Consider the following 18414-nt stretch of genomic DNA (forward strand, 5'->3'; position numbering starts at 1 on the left):
ACCCATCCTACGAAGGCGCCTCGGCGTGGGGCCTACAGCAGGCTCAGCGGATAGCTGACGATCAACCGGTTCTCGTCGAAGCTGTTGGTCCGCCCCCAGTCGCGGCGCATGTTGGAATTGCGCCATTTGACGTTCAGCGTCTTCAGCGGTCCGGACTGCACGGTGTAGGCCAGCTCGCTCTCGCGGGCCCATTCGGTGCCGTCGTCGGTGCTGGCGTTGTGCACGTTGTCGCCGTGGATGTAGCGGTTCATCAGGGTCAGGCCGGGTACGCCCAGGGCGGCGAAGTCGTAGTCGTGGCGCAGTTGCCAGGAGTGCTCCTTGGCGCTCTCGAAGCTGGAGCCGAAGGCGTCGTTGGCCAGGGTGCCGCCGCTGGCGCCGTTGACGCGGAACCACTCGTCATCGCCCATGACCTTCTGCAGGCCCAGGTAGAAGGTGCCGGCGCCGTACTTGGCGGAGAACAGCCCGGAGGCGGTGCGGTTGTCCAGGTCGCCGGCGCGGGCGCTGCCGTCTTCCTTGCCCCGGAAGTAGCCGAGGTTGGCGCCCAGCACCCAGTCGCCCACGGGCTGGAAGTGCTGCACCTGCAGGTACTGCTGCTGGTAGATGTCCTTCAGCTCGGCGTTCCACAGGCCGACCAGGGTGCGCTCGTGGTTGAAGCGGTATTCGCCGCCGACGAAGTCGAAGCGGTCGGAGGTGTAGGCCGTGCGGTTGAACAGGCTCATGTCCTCCATGCTGGCGTCGTTGCGCGGGCTGTTCTGGCGGAACTGGCCGCCGTAGAGGGTCAGGCCGGCGATTTCCTTCGAAGTGAGCTGCGCGCCCTGGAAGGTCTGCGTCAGCGAGCGGCCGTCGTCGGAACGCAGGATCGGCAGCGCCGGGGCCCATTCGCCGACTTTCAGCTCGGTCTTCGATATCCGTGCCTTGCCGGCCACCGCCAGGCGGCCGAAGTCGTCGGCCGGGCGGCCATCGTCGTGCACCGGCAGCAGCTGGGTGCCGGCGGTGCCGCGGCCGCCATCGAGCTTGATGCTGTACAGGCCGAGCACATCCAGGCCGAAGCCGACGGTGCCTTGGGTGAAGCCGGACTTGAAGTCGAGGATGAAGCTCTGCGTCCATTCCTCGGCCTTGCCCTGGGCGGCATCGCCGGTGTAGTCGCGGTTCATGTAGAAGTTGCGCAGGGTCAGGCTGGACTTGGCGTCGTCGAGGAAGCCTTCGGCCAGCGCCTCCAGCGGCAGGGCCGAGGCCAGGGCCAGGGTGCAGACGAGACGGTGCTTGTGGGACGGGCGGATCATTGTTGTTGTTCTCCGTTTCTTGGGCAAAGCGTCGCCGGCCAGCGGCGCGGTGGCGTCGCTGGTGGGCGGTGAAGCTGGGGGGAGCGGGGTTAGCGCGGGGCCTTGCCGGCCACCGAGTAGCGCACCTGCTGGTTGCGCGTCTTCATGAAGTCTTCCAGGCTCTGGCCGCGCATGGCGGCGTAGATGTCCAGGTTGGAGACGCCGAGCACGGCGCCGAGTTTCTCCAGCACGAAGAAGATCACCCCGTAGTGGATCAGCCCGCGCCAGTCGCGGCGGCGCAGCAGGTCGCGCTCTTCCTCGCTGAGTTCGGCCTCGGCGTACAGCGCCTCGGGCTCGGTGAGGAAGCGCTGGCGCCACTGCGGCTCGATCATGCGGTGCAGGAACTTGTTCAGCCGGTAGCCCTTGGCGCTGCGCTCCAGGGTGTAGGGGTAGGTGCCTTCCAGCTTTTCGGCGCCAGCCAGTTGGTGCTGCATGTGCTGGCGATGGCGCTCGATGGCCGGGGCCGGCAGGCGCTGGTCGCGGTTCTGCAGCAGCAGGGTGGCGATGCCGGTCATGGACGGCAGGTAGTAGTCCTGGTGCAGCTTGTCGACGCTGGCGGACAGCGCGCCGCGCATGATCAGCCAGGTGATCACCTCGGCGCCCTCCATGCCGCCGAGGGTGGCGTATTCGGCGACGGTCATCTCGGTCAGGCGCTCGGGGTCGTTGACCAGCAGCTCGATGAACTGCGCGTCCCACTCAGGGTTGTTGAAGCCGCAGCGCTCGCCGTGGACCTGGTGCGACACGCCGCCGGTGGCGACGATGGCGACCTTGAGGTCCTCCGGGTAGCTCTCGATGGCGCGGCGCAGGGCCTGGCCGAGCTTGTAGCAGCGCCGCGCGCTGGGGATCGGCAGCTGCAGCACGCCGACCTGCAGCGGCACTATCTGCAGCGGCCAGCCGTCGGCGCAGGGCAGCAGCGCCGACATCGGCGAGAAGAAGCCGTGGTCCAGCGGCTTGTCGCGGAAGAAGCTCATGTCGAACTCGTCGGCCATCAGGCTTTGCCCGATGTGCCGCGACAGCGCCGCGTGGCCGCCCACCGGCGGCAGCTCGCGCGGGTTGCCGCCCTCGTCGGCGACGCCATAGCGGTCGTCGACGCCGAGGGTGAAGGCGCTGTAGTGGTCGAAGAAGAACGAGGTGACGTGGTCGTTGAAGATGTAGAAGAGCACGTCTGGGCGCTGTTCCTGGAGCCAGGCGCGGATCGGCTCGAAGCTCTTGAAGATCGGCGCCCAGGCCGCCTCTTCCTGTTTGTCGTGGTCGACGGCGAAGCCGATGGTCGGGGTGTGGGAGACGGCTAGGCCACCAATGATGCGTGCCATGACGGGGTCCTCTGGTTCAGGTTACTGCGTGGCCAGTACCTGGCTCGCGCGGCGCCGGGCGTGGCCGTTGGCCAGGATCGCCAGGGCCGCGACGAACGCCGGCAGGCCGAGGAAGGTGAACAGCAGCGGCAGGCCCAGGCCGAGGCTGAGCACCGCGCCGCCGATGAGCGAGCCGAAGATGGCGCCGAAGCGGCCGATGCCGAGCATCCAGCTTACCCCGGTGGCGCGGAACTCGGTGGGGTAGTAGCCCGGGGCGAAGGCGTTGAGGCCGGTCTGCGCGCCGCTCATGCAGAAGCCGGCGGCGGTGACGCCGACCACCAGCAGGCTGGATTCCAGGCTCAGCGCGCCGAGGCTGACGATGCACAGCCCGCCCAGGGCGTAGGCGATGGCGATGACGCGGTTGGGGTTGCGCCGGTCCATGATCCAGCCGACCACGATGGCGCCGACGGTGCCGCCGATCTGGAACAGCCCGGTGATGGTGGCGGCGCGTTCGATGGACAGGCCGCCGTCGCGCAGCAGGGTGGGCAGCCAGCCCATGGTCAGGTAGATCACCAGCAGGCCCATGAAGTAGGTGGCCCACAGCGCCAGGGTGCCCAGGCGGAAGCGCCCGTCGAACAGCTGGCGCACCGGCGCCTTGTGCTGCACCGGCGGCTCGCTGACGCTGAAGCGGGTGCCTTCGGCGAAGTGCCCGCCGAGCTTGGCCAGGGCGGCGGCGATCTGCTCGGCCGGGGCCTTGCGCGCGGCCATGAAGCGCGCGGACTCGGGCAGCAGCCACAGCAGCAAGGGCAGCAGGGCCAGCGGCAGCAGGCCGCCGGCGAGCAGCACCGCCTGCCAGCCGTGGTGCGGGATCAGCCAGGCGGCGAGGAAGCCGCCCAGGCCCGAGCCCATGTTGAAGCCGGTGAACATGATGGTGATCAGCAGCGAGCGGCTGCGCTCGGGCAGGTACTCGGCCAGCAGCGTGGTGCTGTTGGGCATGGCCGCGCCCAGGGCGACGCCGGTGAGCAGGCGCAGGAAGGCCAGTTCGTAGGGGCTGCGGGCGAAGGCGCAGGCCAGGCTGAGCAGGCTGAAGCCGGTCACCGCGATCAGCAGCACCTTCTTGCGCCCGAGGCGGTCGGCGTAGGGGCCGGCGGTCAGCGCGCCTATGGCCAGGCCGATCATCCCGGCGCTCATCACCGGGCCGAAGGCGGCGCGGGACAGGCCCCACTCCTGCATCAGCGACGGGGCGATGAAGCCCATCACGGCGACGTCGAAACCGTCGAACAGGACGATGAGGAAGCACAGCGAGAGGATGAGCCACTGGTAGGCCGAGATCGGCCGGTTGTCGATCCAGTCTTTGACGTCGACGGTTTGCTTGAGCATTCGCGTTCACCTTTTGTTCTTGTAGTGGTGAAAATTCCAACAGGCTTCGAAAACGATGATGACCGGCAGGAATCACCTCGCCGTTTTTCGGCGTGGGGCGACTGTAAGGCTCAAGGGGCGGGGCCTGCCTCTGGGAAATCCTTAAGCGGGTATCGGTTTTGTTTATGGGGCGCTTGCGCAGGCGTTGCCGGGGCCGGCGACGCCTGGCGGGCGGGTTTCACTGGCTGAGTTCCTCGTGGTAGTCGGCCTGGCCCTGGCGCCAGTAGGCGGCGACGCGCATGGCTTCCTTCGGCTGGCCCTTCTCCAGCAGCAGGTTGCGCACGCGGACCATGGCCGCGGCCTCGCCGGCGCCCCAGGCGAAGCCTTCGCCGGCGGGCAGGTGCAGGGCCTCGACGGCGGCCAGCAGGGTTTCGCCGTCATCGAACCAGCGCAGTTCGAGGTCGGCGGCAGTGGTGAACTGGCGACGGTCGGCCGCTTCCACCTGCAGCAGGACGATGGCGCGGGTGCCAGCCGGCATTTCCTCCAGGCGCCGGTGCACGGCGGGCAGGCCGGTGGCGTCGGCGACGAACAGGTGCCAGTCGAAGTCCAGCGGGACGATCATCGAGCCGCGCGGGCCGCCGATCACCGCGTTGTCGCCGACCTGGGCGTGCTCGGCCCACTGGCAGGCCTTGCCGTGGCCGTGCAGGGCGAACTCCACGGTCAGCTCGCGGGCCGAGGCGTCGAAGCGGCGCGGGGTGTAGTCGCGGCGCACGATGCTGCCGTCGTCGTCCTCGAACATGAACTTGACGTGGTCGTCGAAGCCGGCGGAAACGAAATCGGCCAGGGCCTCGCCGGCGAAGGTGAGGCTGACGAAGTGCGGGCTGAGCTGTTCGCGGCGGGCGACCTGCACTTCGCGCATGCGCAGTTCGTGGCGGACGCGTTGCACGCGGCGTTGTTGGGTGGCTTGAGTCATGGGTGGCCCTCTTGGGCTATGGTTGATAATATCAACGATCATAAGAATCATTAGTTGATAAAGTCAACCGTATAGCCATGAAAGCCGACGACGTTCTCGAAACCATCCACTCCGTCATGCACCTGTACCGTTCGCGGCAATACCGTGAACTGCGCGACGGCCCCCATGACCTGACGCACATGGAATTCAAGGTGCTGGCCTTCTTCGCCCGCCGCCCGGGCGCCACCCAGCGTCAACTGGTGGAACACAGCGGCCGCGACAAGGCGCAGATCGCCCGGCTGATCCAGGGCCTGCGCAACCGCGGTTTGCTGGAGGGCAGCGCCGATGCATTGGACAAGCGCAGCGTGTGCCTGAGCCTGAGCGCCGCTGGCCAGGCGGTTTACGCCGAGGTGGAAGGGCAGGGCCGGCATTTGTCGGAGGTGGCGGTGCGGGGGTTCAGCGCGCAGGAGCGGGAGCAGTTGCAGGGGTTGTTGGCGCGGGTGGAGGCGAACTTGCAGGGGGAGTGAGGGGTGTTTTTTGTGGGGGCTCGCCGGTGGTTTCGGTGGGGTGGGTGGGGCCGTTCCCTCTCCCCAGCCCTCGGCTGCGCGCCCCGCCCTGAAGGGAGAGGGGGCTAGTCCGTGCCGAGAGAAGGCCAGGTTTCAGCCGGTAGCTTTCGGTGTTGCCGGCTAACTCCAGAACATCCGTATCTGCCCAACGGTCCCCTCTCCCTTCAGGGAGAGGGTTAGGGAGAGGGCGCGGAGGTTGGCATGGCAGCGGAGCCGCCGGTTACCTCGTTCGCGAGCAAGCTCGCTCCTACGAAAAGCTGGCCAATACCCGAGCGCAATAGCGGCTCCCGTAGGAGCGGGCCCTGCCCGCGATTCGCGCGCAGGGCGCGCGGCGCAACTCAGCCCTCCACCACCCGATAGCACGGCTCATACGCCGCCCCACCCGGCAGCTTCATCCGGTGCTGCTTGACGAACGCATGCAGCAGTTCGTCCAGGCGTCGCATCAGCGCGGGTTCGCCGTGGATTTCGTAGGGGCCGAATTCCTCGATGGCGCGCACGCCCTTTTCCTTGACGTTGCCCGCGACTATCCCGGAGAACGCCCGGCGCAGGTTGGCGGCCAGTTCGTGGGCCGGCAGGTCGGTGCTCAGTTGCAGGGCGGCCATGTGTTCGTGGGTGGGGTCGAAGGGGCGCTGGAAGCCGACGTCGATCTTCAGCAGCCAGTTGAAGTGGAAGGCGTCGTTGCGCTCGCGGCGGAACTGCTTGACCTCCTTCAGGCCCTGGGCCATGTGCCGCGCCACTTCGGCCGGGTTGTCGACGATGATCTGGTAGCGCCGCTGCGCCGCCTCGCCCAGGGTGGCGCCGACGAAGGCGTGCAGTTGCTCGAAGTAGGCCGAGGCGCTGCGCGGCCCGGTGAGCACCAGGGGGAAGGGCAGGTCCTGGTTGTCCGGGTGCATGAGGATGCCTAGCAGGTAGAGGAATTCCTCCGCCGTGCCGACGCCGCCGGGGAAGATGATGATGCCGTGGCCGACGCGGACGAAGGCCTCCAGGCGCTTCTCGATGTCCGGCAGGATCACCAGTTCGTTGACGATCGGGTTGGGCGCCTCAGCGGCGATGATCCCCGGCTCGGTCAGGCCCAGGTAGCGGCCGCCGTGGTGGCGCTGCTTGGCATGGCCGATGGTGGCGCCCTTCATCGGCCCCTTCATCACGCCCGGGCCGCAGCCGGTGCAGACGTCCAGGTTGCGCAGGCCCAGCTCGTGGCCGACCTTCTTGGTGTACTTGTACTCCTCGGTGCTGATGGAGTGGCCGCCCCAGCACACGACTATCTTCGGCTCCACGCCCGGGCGCAGGGTGCGCGCGTTGCGCAGCAGGTGGAAGACGTAGTCGGTGATGCCTTGCGAGGTGTGCAGGTCGACGCGCTGGTTGTCCAGCTCGTTGGCGGTGTAGACGATGTCGCGCAGGGCGCTGAAGAGCATCTCGCGGGTGCCGGCGATCATCTCGCCGTCGACGAAGGCGTCGGCCGGCGCGTTGACCAGTTCCAGGCGCACGCCGCGGTCCTGCTGGTGGATGCGCACCTCGAAGTCGCGGTAGGCGTCGAGGATGGTCTTGGCGTTGTCGATGCGCGCGCCGGTGTTGAGGATGGCCAGGGCGCACTGGCGGAACAGTTGGTAGACGCTGCCCGAGCCGGCTTCGCTGAGTTGCTGGACTTCGCGCTGGGACAGGGTTTCGAGGGTGCCCTTGGGGCTGACCGAGGCATTGATGGTGGGTCTGGGGGACATTACAGCTTCCATTGGTGCGGATGCCCGGGAGGGCACCTGGGTACTCGACCGCGCGGGTGGCGGTGTCCTGCCCCGAGATGGCCGCAAGGGCGGCCCGGTGAGGGTGGGGCTTAAGCGGATAGTAGTGCGTGGGGAGCGAGGCCGCGAGCCCTGCGGATTGCCATCACGGCTGCGGGAAGGCCTCGGCCACCCGCCGGGAAGGCGGGAGCCGGACGACGGGACGGGGCGTTCAGCCGGCCAGGGCGGCCAGCGGAATGCCTTCGTGGTTGGGCAGGTAGCCGTTGCCCAGGGACAGGCTGACCGGCTGGCGCTGCGGCTTGAGGAAGCCGAGCAGGGCATCGCGGGTGTCCTGCCAGCCCTGCTTGTGCTCGACATCGATGAAGTGCCCGGCATTGCGGATGGTGCGGAACTCGCAATCGCGGATCAGCTGCTGGAACAGCTTGGCCTCGGCCGGCGTGGTGTAGAGGTCCAGCTCGCCGTTGAGGAACAGCAGCGGGATGTCGATGGCCGCGAACTTCTCCATGTAGCTCTCGGCGCTGAGCTTGAGCACCTGGCAGACGTGGAAGTGCATCTGCCGGTACTCGTGCTCGTCCAGGCCGGCGACGTGGCGGAAGTTGTAGCGCTTGAACAGCTGCGGCAGATAGCGGCCGATGGTGTCGTTGACCAGGTTGGCGATGTTCGGCCGGTCGCAGGCGCCCAGGTAGTCCAGGCCGCGGTGCAGGTAGTCGAGCATCGCGGCGTTGAGCAGCGGCGAGAAGGAACTGATCACCGCCTTGCGGATGCGGCTCGGGCGCTGCGCCAGGGCCAGCAGGGTGGCCACCCCGCCCCAGGAGAAGGACATCACCACGTCGGCGCGGTAGTGCTCGATCAGCCCGAGCAGCAGCTGCGCCTCGTACTCCTTGCTGATGAATTCGCGGCAGTCGTTGTGCGCCCTGGACCGGCCGGCATAGGGCTGGTCGTAGCAGACCACGTTGAAGTGCGGTTGCAGGTATTTCACCGTTTGCGCAAAGGAGGCGGTAGTAGCCAGCGAGCCGTTGACCAGGATGATGGTCTGGCGTGCTTCCCTGTTCGCGTGGAACTCCGTGTAGACCCGGTGTTGCAGAATTTCGACGACGGCGGTTTCCGGCCTCATGTCGCTTCCTCCATACGCAGCTCGAATGGATGCACCCACGATTGGGTACGAGAGAACTACCAGGCAGAAGGAAAGCGCCTTGAGGTGACAGCTTCATGTCACCTGGCGAAAGTTAATATTTCTTTTATTTTCAACAGCTTATAAGTGCAAAAGCGAAGCGCCGAACCTCTTCGGGAGGGCCGTGCGCGGGGCTTTCGAGGCAGGTAGGAAAGGCTGGGCGAGAAGTGCCGAGCGGAAAAAATCTTCTTGGACGTGATGCGTGACCGATGAGTCACGCATGGGCCAGAGTTAAGCAGGACGGTTCGGCCGCCGCAAGCCTGTGTCGGGCGTTTTCCCGCCGCCGCCGGGGTGGAATCCGACGAACTGCGTTTTTCCGGCAAAAGGCCAGCCTCCTATTACACTTTCCTACAGCTCTTTCTTACTAATTCTCCTGCCGCGGAAGAGGTCGTTGCGCTCCTCCCTGGCCGACACAACGGATGGGTCGGATTCATGGTCGTGCACCCTGTTTTGCGAACCGGGCTGGTTTTCGCCGTGCTGGCCTGCGCGGGTCCGCCCGCGGTCGCGGATGACCTCTACGGCTGCGCGCAACCGGTGCGCCTGGCGTTCTACCGCAACCAGGTGTTCTACCACGATGGCAAGGGCCTGGACGCCGACCTGGTGGCGGAGTTGGCGCGTCGCACCGGCTGCGCCTTCGAGGTCTCGGTGCGGCCGCGGGCGCAGATCTGGACGGCCCTGCAGCGCGGCGAACTGGACATGGCCACCAGCGCCGTGGCCACCGTCGAGCAGCGCCGCTACGCCTACTTCGTGCCCTACCTGCGCCTGCGCGAACGGCTGATCGTGCCGCTGGACCTATCCGCCGACCTGCACAGCCTGGACGACTTCCACGCGCTGCCGGGCGTGCGCCTGGGCGCGGTCGCCGGCTACAACCACGGCCCCTACCTGGACGCCATGCTGCGCATCCTGCGCAGCGAGGGGCGGGTGCGCGAATACGTCGACGAGACGGCCTGCTTCAACGCCCTGCTGGGCGGCGAGGTGGACGGGCTGATCGGCCACGAACTGAGCCTGGCCGGGCTGCTCCACGAGCCGGCGCTGCGCCACCGCTTCCGCGGCATCGACGTGGCCCGCGGGCCCGGCGTGCCGCGTAGCCTGGTGCTGGCCCGCGGGCGCTTCAGCGCGGCGCAGAGCGCGCAGTGGCAGCGCCTGTTCGAGGACCTGCGGCTGGACGGCTCGCTGGTCCGCATCTTCCTGCGCAACGCGCCGCTGGACGTCGCCGCGGCGCTTCTCGACAACGGCTACCGGCCGACCCCCGACGGGCAAGGCGGACAGGACGAGGCACCATGAGGGCAGACAAACGCGGCATCCCCCTGCAGGTCCTTGTGACCGGCGCCATCATCCTGAGCATGCTGGTGCTGGCCGTGTCCCTGCTGGTGCAGGGCTACCGGGGCGTGGAAGGGGCGTTGGTGACGGCGGCGGGGGAATCCGCAGCGCAGCTCGGGGTGACGGTCAACGAGCGCATCCGCCGGCTGCTCGACCCGGCGCAGAACACCCTGCGCCTGCTCAGCTACGACGGCATCTCGCAGACCGACAACCTGCCGGCGCGCCTGGAACGCCTGCCGATGCTGGCCGAGAACCTGCGCGCCAACCGTACCCTCAGCGCGCTCTACGTCGGCTACCCGAACGGCGAGTTCCTGCTGATCCGCGCCCTGCGCACGGCCAAGGCGCGGCAGGCGCTCAAGGCCCCGGAGAAGACCTTCTACCTGGTGCAGAGCCAGACCCTCGGCGAGCAGGGCGCGCTGGTCGGCGAGTGGCGCTTCTACGACGCGCGCCTGCAACTGCTGCAGCGCCAGGAACGCCCCGACTACCGCTACGACCCGCGCCAGCGCCCCTGGTACAAGGACGCCTATGCCGGCAAGGGCACGGTGCTGACGCAGCCCTACGTGTTCTTCACCACCCAGGAGATCGGCCTGACCCTGGCCCTGCGCAGCGTCGACGGCGCGGCGGTGATCGGCATGGACGCCTCGGTGGACGACCTGGCCACCGAGATGGGCGGCCTGCGCCAGACCGCCAACACCGAGCTGGCGGTGCTCGGCGCGCAGAACACGGTGATCGCCTACCCGGACCTGGAGCGTTTGCTGCTGCACCGGGGCGACGAAGTGCGCCTGGCCCATCTCGACGAACTCGGCGTGCCCGCCCTGGAGCGCCTGGTCGAACTCGGTGGCCCGCCCGGCACGCCGCAGCGCTACCAGGTGGCGGGCCAGGACTGGTACGGCATCTGGGTGCCGCTGGTGAGTTTCGCCAGCGGCCAGGCGCGGGTGCTGATCGGCATCCCGGCCGACGAACTGCTGGCCGGCGCGCGGCAGATGCTGCTGCACCAGGCCGCCTGGAGCGGCGCGCTGCTGCTGGCCCTGCTGCTGCTCGGCTGGCTGATCGGCCGGCGCATCGCCCGCCCGCTGCGGGCCCTGGCCGACCAGGTGGGGGCGCTGGCGGCCTTCGACTTCGCCCGGCCGGTGGGCGTCGACTCGAAGATCCGCGAGGTGCGCGAGCTGAGCCGGGTGCTCGGCGGCATGTCGCGGACCATCCACAACTTCCAGGGCATCACCCTCAGCCTGAGCCGTGAGACGCGCCTGGACAGCATGCTCGCCGAAGTGCTGTCGCGCCTGGTGGTGGCCACCGGCGTGCAGGGCGGCGCGGTGTACCTGCTGCAGGAGCAGGACAATCGCCTGGCGCAGGCCTGCGCGGTGAACGGCGAGCACTACCCACAGTCGCTGCTCATCGAGGGCTTCGACGAGGCACAGTTGGCCAGCCTGCTGGACCAGGCCCTGAGCGGCCGCGGCCGGCACATGGAGGTGCCGCTGCGCAACCGCAGCGAGGAACTGCTGGGCATCCTGGTGCTGCAACTGCAGGAGGAGGGCGAGCGCCGGCGCACGCCGCGGCGGCCGTTCAAACGCTTCGTCGAGGAGCTGTCCGGCGCCGCCGCCGTGGCCATCGAGACGCGCCAGCTGATCGAGGCCCAGCAGCGCCTGCTGGACGCCATCATCAAGCTGCTGGCCGACGCCATCGACGCCAAGAGCCCCTACACCGGCGGCCACTGCGAGCGCGTCCCGCAACTGGCCGACATGCTGCTGCAGAAGGCCATCGACGACCGCGATGGACCCTACGCGGCCTTCGCCATGAGCGACGCCGAGCGCTACGAATTCCAGATCGCCGCCTGGCTGCACGACTGCGGCAAGATCACCAGCCCCGAGTACGTGGTGGACAAGGCCACCAAGCTGGAAACCCTGTACAACCGCCTGCACGAAGTCCGCATGCGCTTCGAGGTGCTTTGGCGCGACGCCGACATCCGCTACTGGCGCGGCCGCGCCGAGGGCGGCGAGGAAAGCCAGCTGCGCGAGCGGCGCGATGCCGAGCAGCAGGCGCTGCGCGAGGACTTCGCTTTCGTCGCCCAGGCCAACGTCGGCGGCGAGTTCATGAAGGACGAGGACATCGAGCGCCTGGCGCGCATCGGCGAGCGCCGCTGGTGGCGGCATTTCGACGACCGCATCGGCATTTCCCACGACGAGGCCGAGCGCCTGGCCGCGACGCCGGTCGAGCCGCTGCCGGCGGAGGAACGCCTGCTGGCCGACAAGCCCGCGCACCAGGTGCCCTGGGGCGAACGCAAGCCGCCGGTGGCCAAGGACGACCCGCGCAACACCTGGGGCTTCGACATGCGCCTGCCGGCCTTCGCCAGCCACTACGGCGAGCTGTACAACCTGGGCATCCGCCGCGGCACCCTGACCGACGAGGAGCGCTTCAAGATCAACGAGCACATCGTCCAGACGCTGATGATGCTCAGCGCGCTGCCGTTGCCCCGGCACCTGCGCCGGGTGCCGACCATCGCCGCCAACCACCACGAGAAGATGGACGGCACCGGCTATCCGCGGCGGCTGTCGGGCGAGGCGATGAGCATTCCCGAGCGGATCATGGCCATTGCCGACATCTTCGAGGCGCTGACCGCCGCCGACCGCCCCTACAAGGCGCCGAAGACGCTGTCCGAGTCGCTGAAGATCCTCGCCTGCATGGCCCGCGACCGTCATGTGGACGCGGGGCTGTTCCGGCTGTTCGTGGCCAGCGGCGTGTACCGCGAGTACGGCGAGCGCTTCCTGCGGCCGGAGCAGATGGACGTGGTGGACGAAGCGGCGGTGCTGGCCATCGTCGAGGCGGGGCAGGCGGAGAAGGCCTGAGCCGCGGCGTAATGCTGATCACTACGGCGTTATCCGCCGAATCGCGGACAGAGTCCGCTCCTACGGGGGAGGCATGCCGTGCTTCCCGGCAACCTGTAGGAGGCCCTGCCCGCGAAATCGCGCGCAGGGCGCGCTCCTACATGGAAATGGCGTGGGTGGGGCTGCGTAGGAGCGGATCTCATCCGCGAATCGCGCCGGATCGTCCGGCTATCGCGGACAAGGTCCGCTACGGGGGAGGCATACCGTGCTTCCCAGCAACCTGTAGGAGCGGGCCCTGCCCGCGATTCGCGCGCAGGGCGCGCTCCTACATGGAAATGGCGTGGGTGGGGCAGCGTAGGAGCGGATCTCATCCGCGAATCGCGCCGGATCGTCCGGCTATCGCGGACAAGGTCCGCTCCGGGGGAGGAATACTGTGCTTCCCGGCAACCTGTAGGAGCGGGCCCTGCCCGCGATTCGCGCGCAGGGCGCGCTCCTACATGGGAATGGCGTGGGTGGGGCAGCGTAGGAGCGGATCTCATCCGCGAATCGCGCCGGATTGTCCGGCTATCGCGGACAAGGTCCGCCTACGTGCTTCCCGGCAACCTGTAGCGGGCCCTGCCCGCGATGGGATTCACCGGCACGAACAACGGGGCGGCGTCAGCGCGGCGAGTCCAGCGCCACGCTACCCTCGGCCTGGAACAGCACCAGGTGGTCGGCGGCCACGCCGATGCCGACTTCATCGCCCGGCTGGTGGTCGGCATGGCTGGGGAAGATCGACTCCAGCAGGGTGCCGGTGGCCAGTTGCAGGCGGTACAGGGTGGCCGCGCCGAGGAACGACTTGCCGACGATGCGCGCCTTCAGGGTGCCCTGGGGGGCGTAGACGAGGTCGTCCGGGCGCAGCAGCACGTCCACCGCGCTGCCCTGGGGCAGGCTGTAGGCGCGGTTGCCGCGCAGCACGCCCAGTTCGGTCTGTACGCTGTCCGGGTCGAGCATCTGCCCGCGGATGAAGTAGCCCTGGCCGATGAAGCTGGCGACGAAGGGCGTCTGCGGCTCGTGGTAGAGGTTGAAGGGAGTGTCCCACTGCTCCAGGTGACCGTGCTTGAACACGCCGACCTGGTCGCTGACGGCGAAGGCCTCTTCCTGGTCGTGGGTCACCAGCACGGCGCTGGTGCCGCGCGCCTTGAGGATTTCGCGGACCTCGTGGCTGAGCTTGCGGCGCAGCTCCACGTCGAGGTTGGAGAAGGGCTCGTCGAGCAGCAGCAGCAGCGGCTCGGGGGCCAGCGCGCGGGCCAGGGCCACGCGCTGCTGCTGGCCGCCGGACAGCTCGTGGGGGTAGCGCCGGCCGAGCTTGTCGAGCTTCACCAGTTCCAGCAGCTCGGTGACGATGCGACGGCGTTCGGGGTGCTTGCGGATGCCGAAGGCGACGTTGTCCTCCACCGTCAGGTGCGGGAACAGCGCGTAGTCCTGGAACACCATGCCGATGCGGCGCTTCTCCGGCGCCAGGGTGAAGCCGGGGCGCGAGATGGTCTCGCCGGCCAGGTGGATCTCGCCTGCCTGCACCGGCTCGAACCCGGCGATGGCGCGCAGGGTGGTGGTCTTGCCGCAGCCGGAAGGGCCCAGCAGGCAGCCGATGTCGCCGGCGTTCAGGTGCAGGCTGACATCCTGCACCACGCTCTGCTGCCCATAGCCACAGGAGAGGTTTCTGAGTTCGAGCAACAGCGGTCGGGTCATGGATCGGGCCGTGGAGAAAGAAGCGGAGGCAGAGAGTTTACACGTGGCGAATGAGAATTACTCGCCGGCGCGAACGCGGCGACCCCGTGCCGCACGGCGGGCCGGGGCCGTGCGGCTGGGTGAAGGTCAGGCGTAGTGGGCGTGCTCGACCAGCAGTTCGAGCAGCGCCTTCTGCGCGTGCAGGCGGTTCTCCGCCTGGTCCCAGGCCACCGAACGCGGGTCGTCCAGCAGGTCTTCGCTGATCTCCTCGCCACGGTGCGCCGGCAGGCAGTGCATGAACAGCACGTCCGCGGCGGCGCCGTCGAGCAGTTCGCGGCTCACCTGGTAGGGGCGGAAGGTGCGCAGGCGCGCCTGGGCTTCGTCTTCCTGGCCCATGGAGGCCCAGACGTCGGTGCTTACCAGGTGCGCGCCGGCCACCGCCTCGCGCGGGTCACGGACCACGCGCACGCGCTCGCCGGCCAGTTCCTGCAGCGCGGCGCTGGGCTCGTAGCCTTCGGGGCAGGCCACGCGCAGCTGGAAGTCGAAGCGGATGGCCGCCTCGATGTAGCTGTTGCACATGTTGTTGCCGTCGCCGATCCAGGCCACCGTCTTGCCGGCGATGCTGCCGCGGTGCTCGTGGAAGGTCTGCATGTCGGCCAGCAACTGGCAGGGGTGCAGGTCGTCGGACAGGCCGTTGATCACCGGCACGCGGGAGTTGGCGGCGAACTCGGTGAGGGTGCTGTGGGCGAAGGTGCGGATCATCACCGCGTCGACCATGCGCGACATCACCTTCGCCGCGTCGGCGATGGGTTCGCCGCGGCCCAGCTGGGTGTCGCGCGGGGAGAGGAAGATCGCCTGGCCGCCGAGCTGGATCATGCCGGCTTCGAAGGAGATCCGCGTGCGGGTGGAGGCCTTCTCGAAGATCATGCCCAGCACGCGGTTCTTCAGTGGCTCGTAGAGCACGCCTCGGTCGCGCAGGTCCTTCAGCTCGCTGCCACGGCGGATCAGACCGAGGAGTTCGTCGGTCGTGTAATCCAGCATCGAGAGGAAGTGCCTTGCGCTCATGATTCAGTACCTACTGCTTGTTCTCAGAGTTGCGACCGAGGGTCTGGCCGGCTTTTCGAGAAAAAACGGACTGAACCTGCGGCCTGACCGCATGCAGCGGAAATTTAGGGGGAAGACGCGATCCTATAAGGAAATTACGCATCCACGCAAGTTTGCCGCGGAGAGCCCCGCCGGGCCCGGTGACGGCGGGTTTCGGAACATTTCGCAAACGAACGGAAAGGTCCTATTGGGTCTGGCGAGCGGGACTACATAAATGCCCGCGTCTCCCTTGATAGTTTTTCGCCGCCGCCGAGTCCGGCGGCACAAGCCATTAGGAGAAGCTTTCAATGAAGAAACTATGGATGAGCACCGCCCTGGCAGCGGTGATCGTGACCGCCAGCGGTTGCACCAGCTACAACGTCAACCAGCCGTCGGCGCCCATGGATGGCGTGGTGAGCACCGACCTCAAGGCCGACGTCCGCGTCGGCGAGCCGATCACCGGCCAATCCTCGGTGAACATCCTGTTCGGCTTCCTCAAGTTCGGCGGCGACAACCAGTTCGCCGACGGCGTGGCCTACGGCGGCACCGACGGCGGCTCGCTGCTGTCCTTCGACCCGGTGTCCAGCGTCAAGTCCGCCGCGGCCTTCAAGGCCGTCAAGAGCTCCGGCGCCGACCTGATCGTTGCGCCGCGCTACGAGGTGTCGGTACAGGACTACTTCGTGTTCAAGAAGGTCGACGTCAAGGTCACCGGCAACAAAGGCAACATCGCCGGCATCCGCTGATGCCGGCACGGTCGGCATCCCCCCTCTGCCGACCGTCGTCCCCTGGTGGAGGGCCGGCCTCGTGCCGGCCCGATTCACGTCTATATCCCTCGATTCACTGCACTTAGGCTTGTGGCGTTCGCCGCGGCGCGGTTCCATAGTGCTCGCTCTGGTAACGACCGGCCCATGAAGGCCGGCGCAACAACAAGAGGCGAGCCATGAGCAAGACCCTCCACCACCGTGCGTGCCACCTGTGCGAGGCCATCTGCGGCCTGACCATCGAAACCGAGGAGCAGCGCATCCTGTCGATCAAGGGCGATGCGCAGGACAGCTTCAGCCGCGGCCACATCTGCCCCAAGGCAGTGGCCCTGCAAGACATCCAGAACGACCCCGACCGCCTGCGCCAGCCGATGCGGCGGGTCGGCGGCGAGTGGCAGCCGATCGCCTGGGACGAGGCCTTCGAGCTGGTCGCCGCGCGCCTGGCGGAGATCCGCGAGCGCCACGGCAACGACGCGGTGGCCGTGTACCAGGGCAACCCCAGCGTGCACAACTACGGGCTGATGACCCACAGCAACTACTTCCTCGGCCAGTTGAAGACGCGCAACCGCTACTCGGCCACCTCGGTGGACCAGCTGCCGCACCACCTGGTCAGCCAGCAGATGTTCGGCCACGGCCTGCTGATCCCCATCCCGGACATCGACCACACCGACTTCATGCTGATCCTCGGCGGCAACCCGCTGGCCTCCAACGGCAGCATCATGACCGTGCCGGACGTGGAGAAACGCCTCAAGGCCCTGAGGGCCCGCGGCGGCCGCCTGGTGGTGGTGGACCCGCGGCGCACCGAGACCGCGGCGCTGGCCGACCAGCACCTGTTCATCCGTCCGGGGCAGGACGCGGCGCTGCTGCTGGGCATCCTCGACGTGTTGTTCGGTGAGCACCTGGGGCGCGCCAGCCACCTGCCGGTGGTTGGGCTGGAGGAGGTGCGCGCGGCGCTGGCGCCCTTCGGCGTCGAGGCCATGGCGCAGCGCTGCGGCGTGCCGGTGGCGAGCATCCGCGAGCTGGCCCGGGACTTCGCCGCCGCCGACAAGGCGGTGTGCTACGGGCGCATGGGCGTTTCCACCCAGCGCTTCGGCACCCTCTGCCAATGGCTGGTGCAACTGATCAACCTGGTCACCGGCAACCTCGACCGCGTCGGCGGCAGCCTCTGCACCACGCCGGCCGTGGACCTGGTGGCGAGCACTTCCGGCGGCGCCTTCGGCCGCTGGCGCAGCCGGGTGTCCGGCCTGCCGGAGTACGGCGGCGAGCTGCCGGTGGCGGCCCTGGCCGAGGAAATGCTCAGCGAGGGCGAGGGCCAGATCCGCGCGCTGATCACCGTGGCCGGCAACCCGGTGCTCTCCACCCCCAACGGGCGGCGCCTGGAGCAGGCCCTGGACGGCCTGGAGTTCATGCTCGCCATCGACCTCTACATCAACGAGACCACGCGCTACGCCGACCTCATCCTGCCGCCCACCGCGCCGCTGGAGCACGAGCACTACGACAGCACCTTCAACGTCTTCGCGGTGCGCAACGTCACCCGCTTCAACGAGGCGGTGCTGCCCAGGCCCGCCGGCGCGCTGCACGACTGGGAGATCTTCGTCGGCCTGGCCAAGGCCTATGCTGCGCGCCAGGGCACCGAGCTGAAGCCGACCGTGGCGCCGGAACAGATGATCGACATGGGCCTGCGCTTCGGTCCCTATGGCGATGCCAGCGAGCACAAGCTCAGCCTGGCGCGCCTGCGCGAGCATCCCCATGGCCTGGATCTTGGCCCGCTGCGGCCGAACCTGGCGGCGCGCCTGAAGACCCCCAGCCGGCAGGTGGAAGCCGCGCCGGCGTTGTTCCTCGCCGACCTCGGGCGCTTCGCCGACACCCCGGCGCCGGCCGAGGGCCAGTTGCTGCTGATCGGCCGCCGTCACGTGCGCAGCAACAACTCCTGGATGCACAACTACCACCGCCTGGTGAAGGGCAAGCCGCGCCACCAGTTGCTGATGCACCCCCAGGACCTGGCCAGCCGCGGCCTGGTGGATGGCCAGCGGGTGCGGGTGCGTTCGCGGGTGGGCAGCGTCGAGATCGAGGTGGCGGCCAGCGACGAGGTGATGGCTGGCGTGGTCAGCCTGCCCCACGGCTGGGGCCATGCGCGCCCCGGCGTGCAACTGGCCATCGCCAGCGAGCAGGGCGGCGCCAGCGCCAACGACCTGACCGACGAGCGCCACCTCGACGCGCTGTCCGGCAACGCCGCGCTCAACGGCGTGCCGGTGGAGGTGGAGGCGGCCTGAGGCGCGCGGCAAAGCCGAGCGCTGTGCTCGGCTTTCCGGTACACTGTCGG

13 protein-coding genes are annotated in these 18414 nt (G+C 68.3%); 5 read left to right on the top strand and 8 right to left on the bottom strand.

The features are described from left to right. Positions 1-32: 32 nt before the first annotated feature. From PcP3B5_RS06835 to PcP3B5_RS06850, 4 genes are all read right to left on the bottom strand, one after another. Positions 33-1283: an OprD family porin gene (locus PcP3B5_RS06835; protein ID WP_061560869.1), complete on the bottom strand. Its 1251-nt coding sequence runs from the start codon at positions 1281-1283 to the stop codon at positions 33-35. An 89-nt stretch (positions 1284-1372) separates the two neighbouring features. After that, positions 1373-2635 (bottom strand): gallate dioxygenase, encoded by a 1263-nt coding sequence (locus tag PcP3B5_RS06840; RefSeq protein WP_061560870.1) that lies wholly within the window; start codon positions 2633-2635, stop codon positions 1373-1375. A gap of 21 nt (positions 2636-2656) precedes the next feature. Continuing rightward, complete coding sequence (locus PcP3B5_RS06845; protein WP_061560871.1) at positions 2657-3994, bottom strand: MFS transporter; 1338 nt, start codon at positions 3992-3994, stop codon at positions 2657-2659. A 217-nt stretch (positions 3995-4211) separates the two neighbouring features. Further along, positions 4212-4946 (bottom strand): siderophore-interacting protein, encoded by a 735-nt coding sequence (locus PcP3B5_RS06850; protein ID WP_061560872.1) that lies wholly within the window; start codon positions 4944-4946, stop codon positions 4212-4214. A 77-nt stretch (positions 4947-5023) separates the two neighbouring features. Between PcP3B5_RS06850 and PcP3B5_RS06855 the strand changes: the two genes are divergently transcribed. After that, entirely contained in the window at positions 5024-5452 is a 429-nt protein-coding gene (locus PcP3B5_RS06855) for a MarR family winged helix-turn-helix transcriptional regulator (protein WP_009618373.1), read from the top strand. Positions 5453-5829: 377 nt separating this feature from the next. Here the strand turns inward: PcP3B5_RS06855 and ppnN are convergent, their stop codons facing one another. Continuing rightward, positions 5830-7206 carry a nucleotide 5'-monophosphate nucleosidase PpnN gene (ppnN, locus tag PcP3B5_RS06860; protein ID WP_009618376.1) on the bottom strand — a complete coding sequence of 459 codons (1377 nt, stop codon included), beginning with the start codon at positions 7204-7206 and terminating at the stop codon, positions 5830-5832. 229 nt (positions 7207-7435) lie between these two features. Then, positions 7436-8338 carry an alpha/beta fold hydrolase gene (locus PcP3B5_RS06865; RefSeq protein ID WP_009618378.1) on the bottom strand — a complete coding sequence of 301 codons (903 nt, stop codon included), beginning with the start codon at positions 8336-8338 and terminating at the stop codon, positions 7436-7438. Between the two features lie 531 nt (positions 8339-8869). On the opposite strand from PcP3B5_RS06865, the gene PcP3B5_RS06870 reads away from it, so the two are divergent. Further along, a complete protein-coding gene (locus tag PcP3B5_RS06870) occupies positions 8870-9679 on the top strand; it encodes a substrate-binding periplasmic protein (protein WP_237143074.1) in 810 nt (269 codons plus the stop codon). Next, on the top strand, positions 9676-12558 hold the full coding sequence (locus PcP3B5_RS06875; RefSeq protein ID WP_061560874.1) for an HD domain-containing phosphohydrolase: 2883 nt from the start codon (positions 9676-9678) through the stop codon (positions 12556-12558). Before PcP3B5_RS06870 ends, PcP3B5_RS06875 begins: the two co-directional genes overlap by 4 nt. A 636-nt stretch (positions 12559-13194) precedes the next feature. Here the strand turns inward: PcP3B5_RS06875 and PcP3B5_RS06880 are convergent. Continuing rightward, positions 13195-14268 carry an ABC transporter ATP-binding protein gene (locus PcP3B5_RS06880; RefSeq protein WP_061560875.1) on the bottom strand — a complete coding sequence of 358 codons (1074 nt, stop codon included), beginning with the start codon at positions 14266-14268 and terminating at the stop codon, positions 13195-13197. A 126-nt stretch (positions 14269-14394) separates the two neighbouring features. Continuing rightward, positions 14395-15312, bottom strand: a complete 918-nt coding sequence (gene argF, locus PcP3B5_RS06885) for an ornithine carbamoyltransferase (protein WP_009618386.1) — start codon at positions 15310-15312, stop codon at positions 14395-14397. Positions 15313-15638: 326 nt separating this feature from the next. Between argF and PcP3B5_RS06890 the strand changes: the two genes are divergently transcribed. Together PcP3B5_RS06890 and PcP3B5_RS06895 are read left to right on the top strand one after the other, a co-directional pair. Then, positions 15639-16073, top strand: coding sequence for a hypothetical protein (locus PcP3B5_RS06890; RefSeq protein ID WP_009618388.1), 435 nt, complete (start codon positions 15639-15641; stop codon positions 16071-16073). Between the two features lie 197 nt (positions 16074-16270). Next, positions 16271-18364 (top strand): molybdopterin oxidoreductase family protein, encoded by a 2094-nt coding sequence (locus tag PcP3B5_RS06895; protein ID WP_061560876.1) that lies wholly within the window; start codon positions 16271-16273, stop codon positions 18362-18364. The last annotated feature ends 50 nt before the right edge of the window (positions 18365-18414 follow it).

The sequence above is a fragment of the Pseudomonas citronellolis genome (assembly GCF_001586155.1).
Taxonomy (GTDB): Bacteria; Pseudomonadota; Gammaproteobacteria; order Pseudomonadales; family Pseudomonadaceae; genus Pseudomonas; species Pseudomonas citronellolis.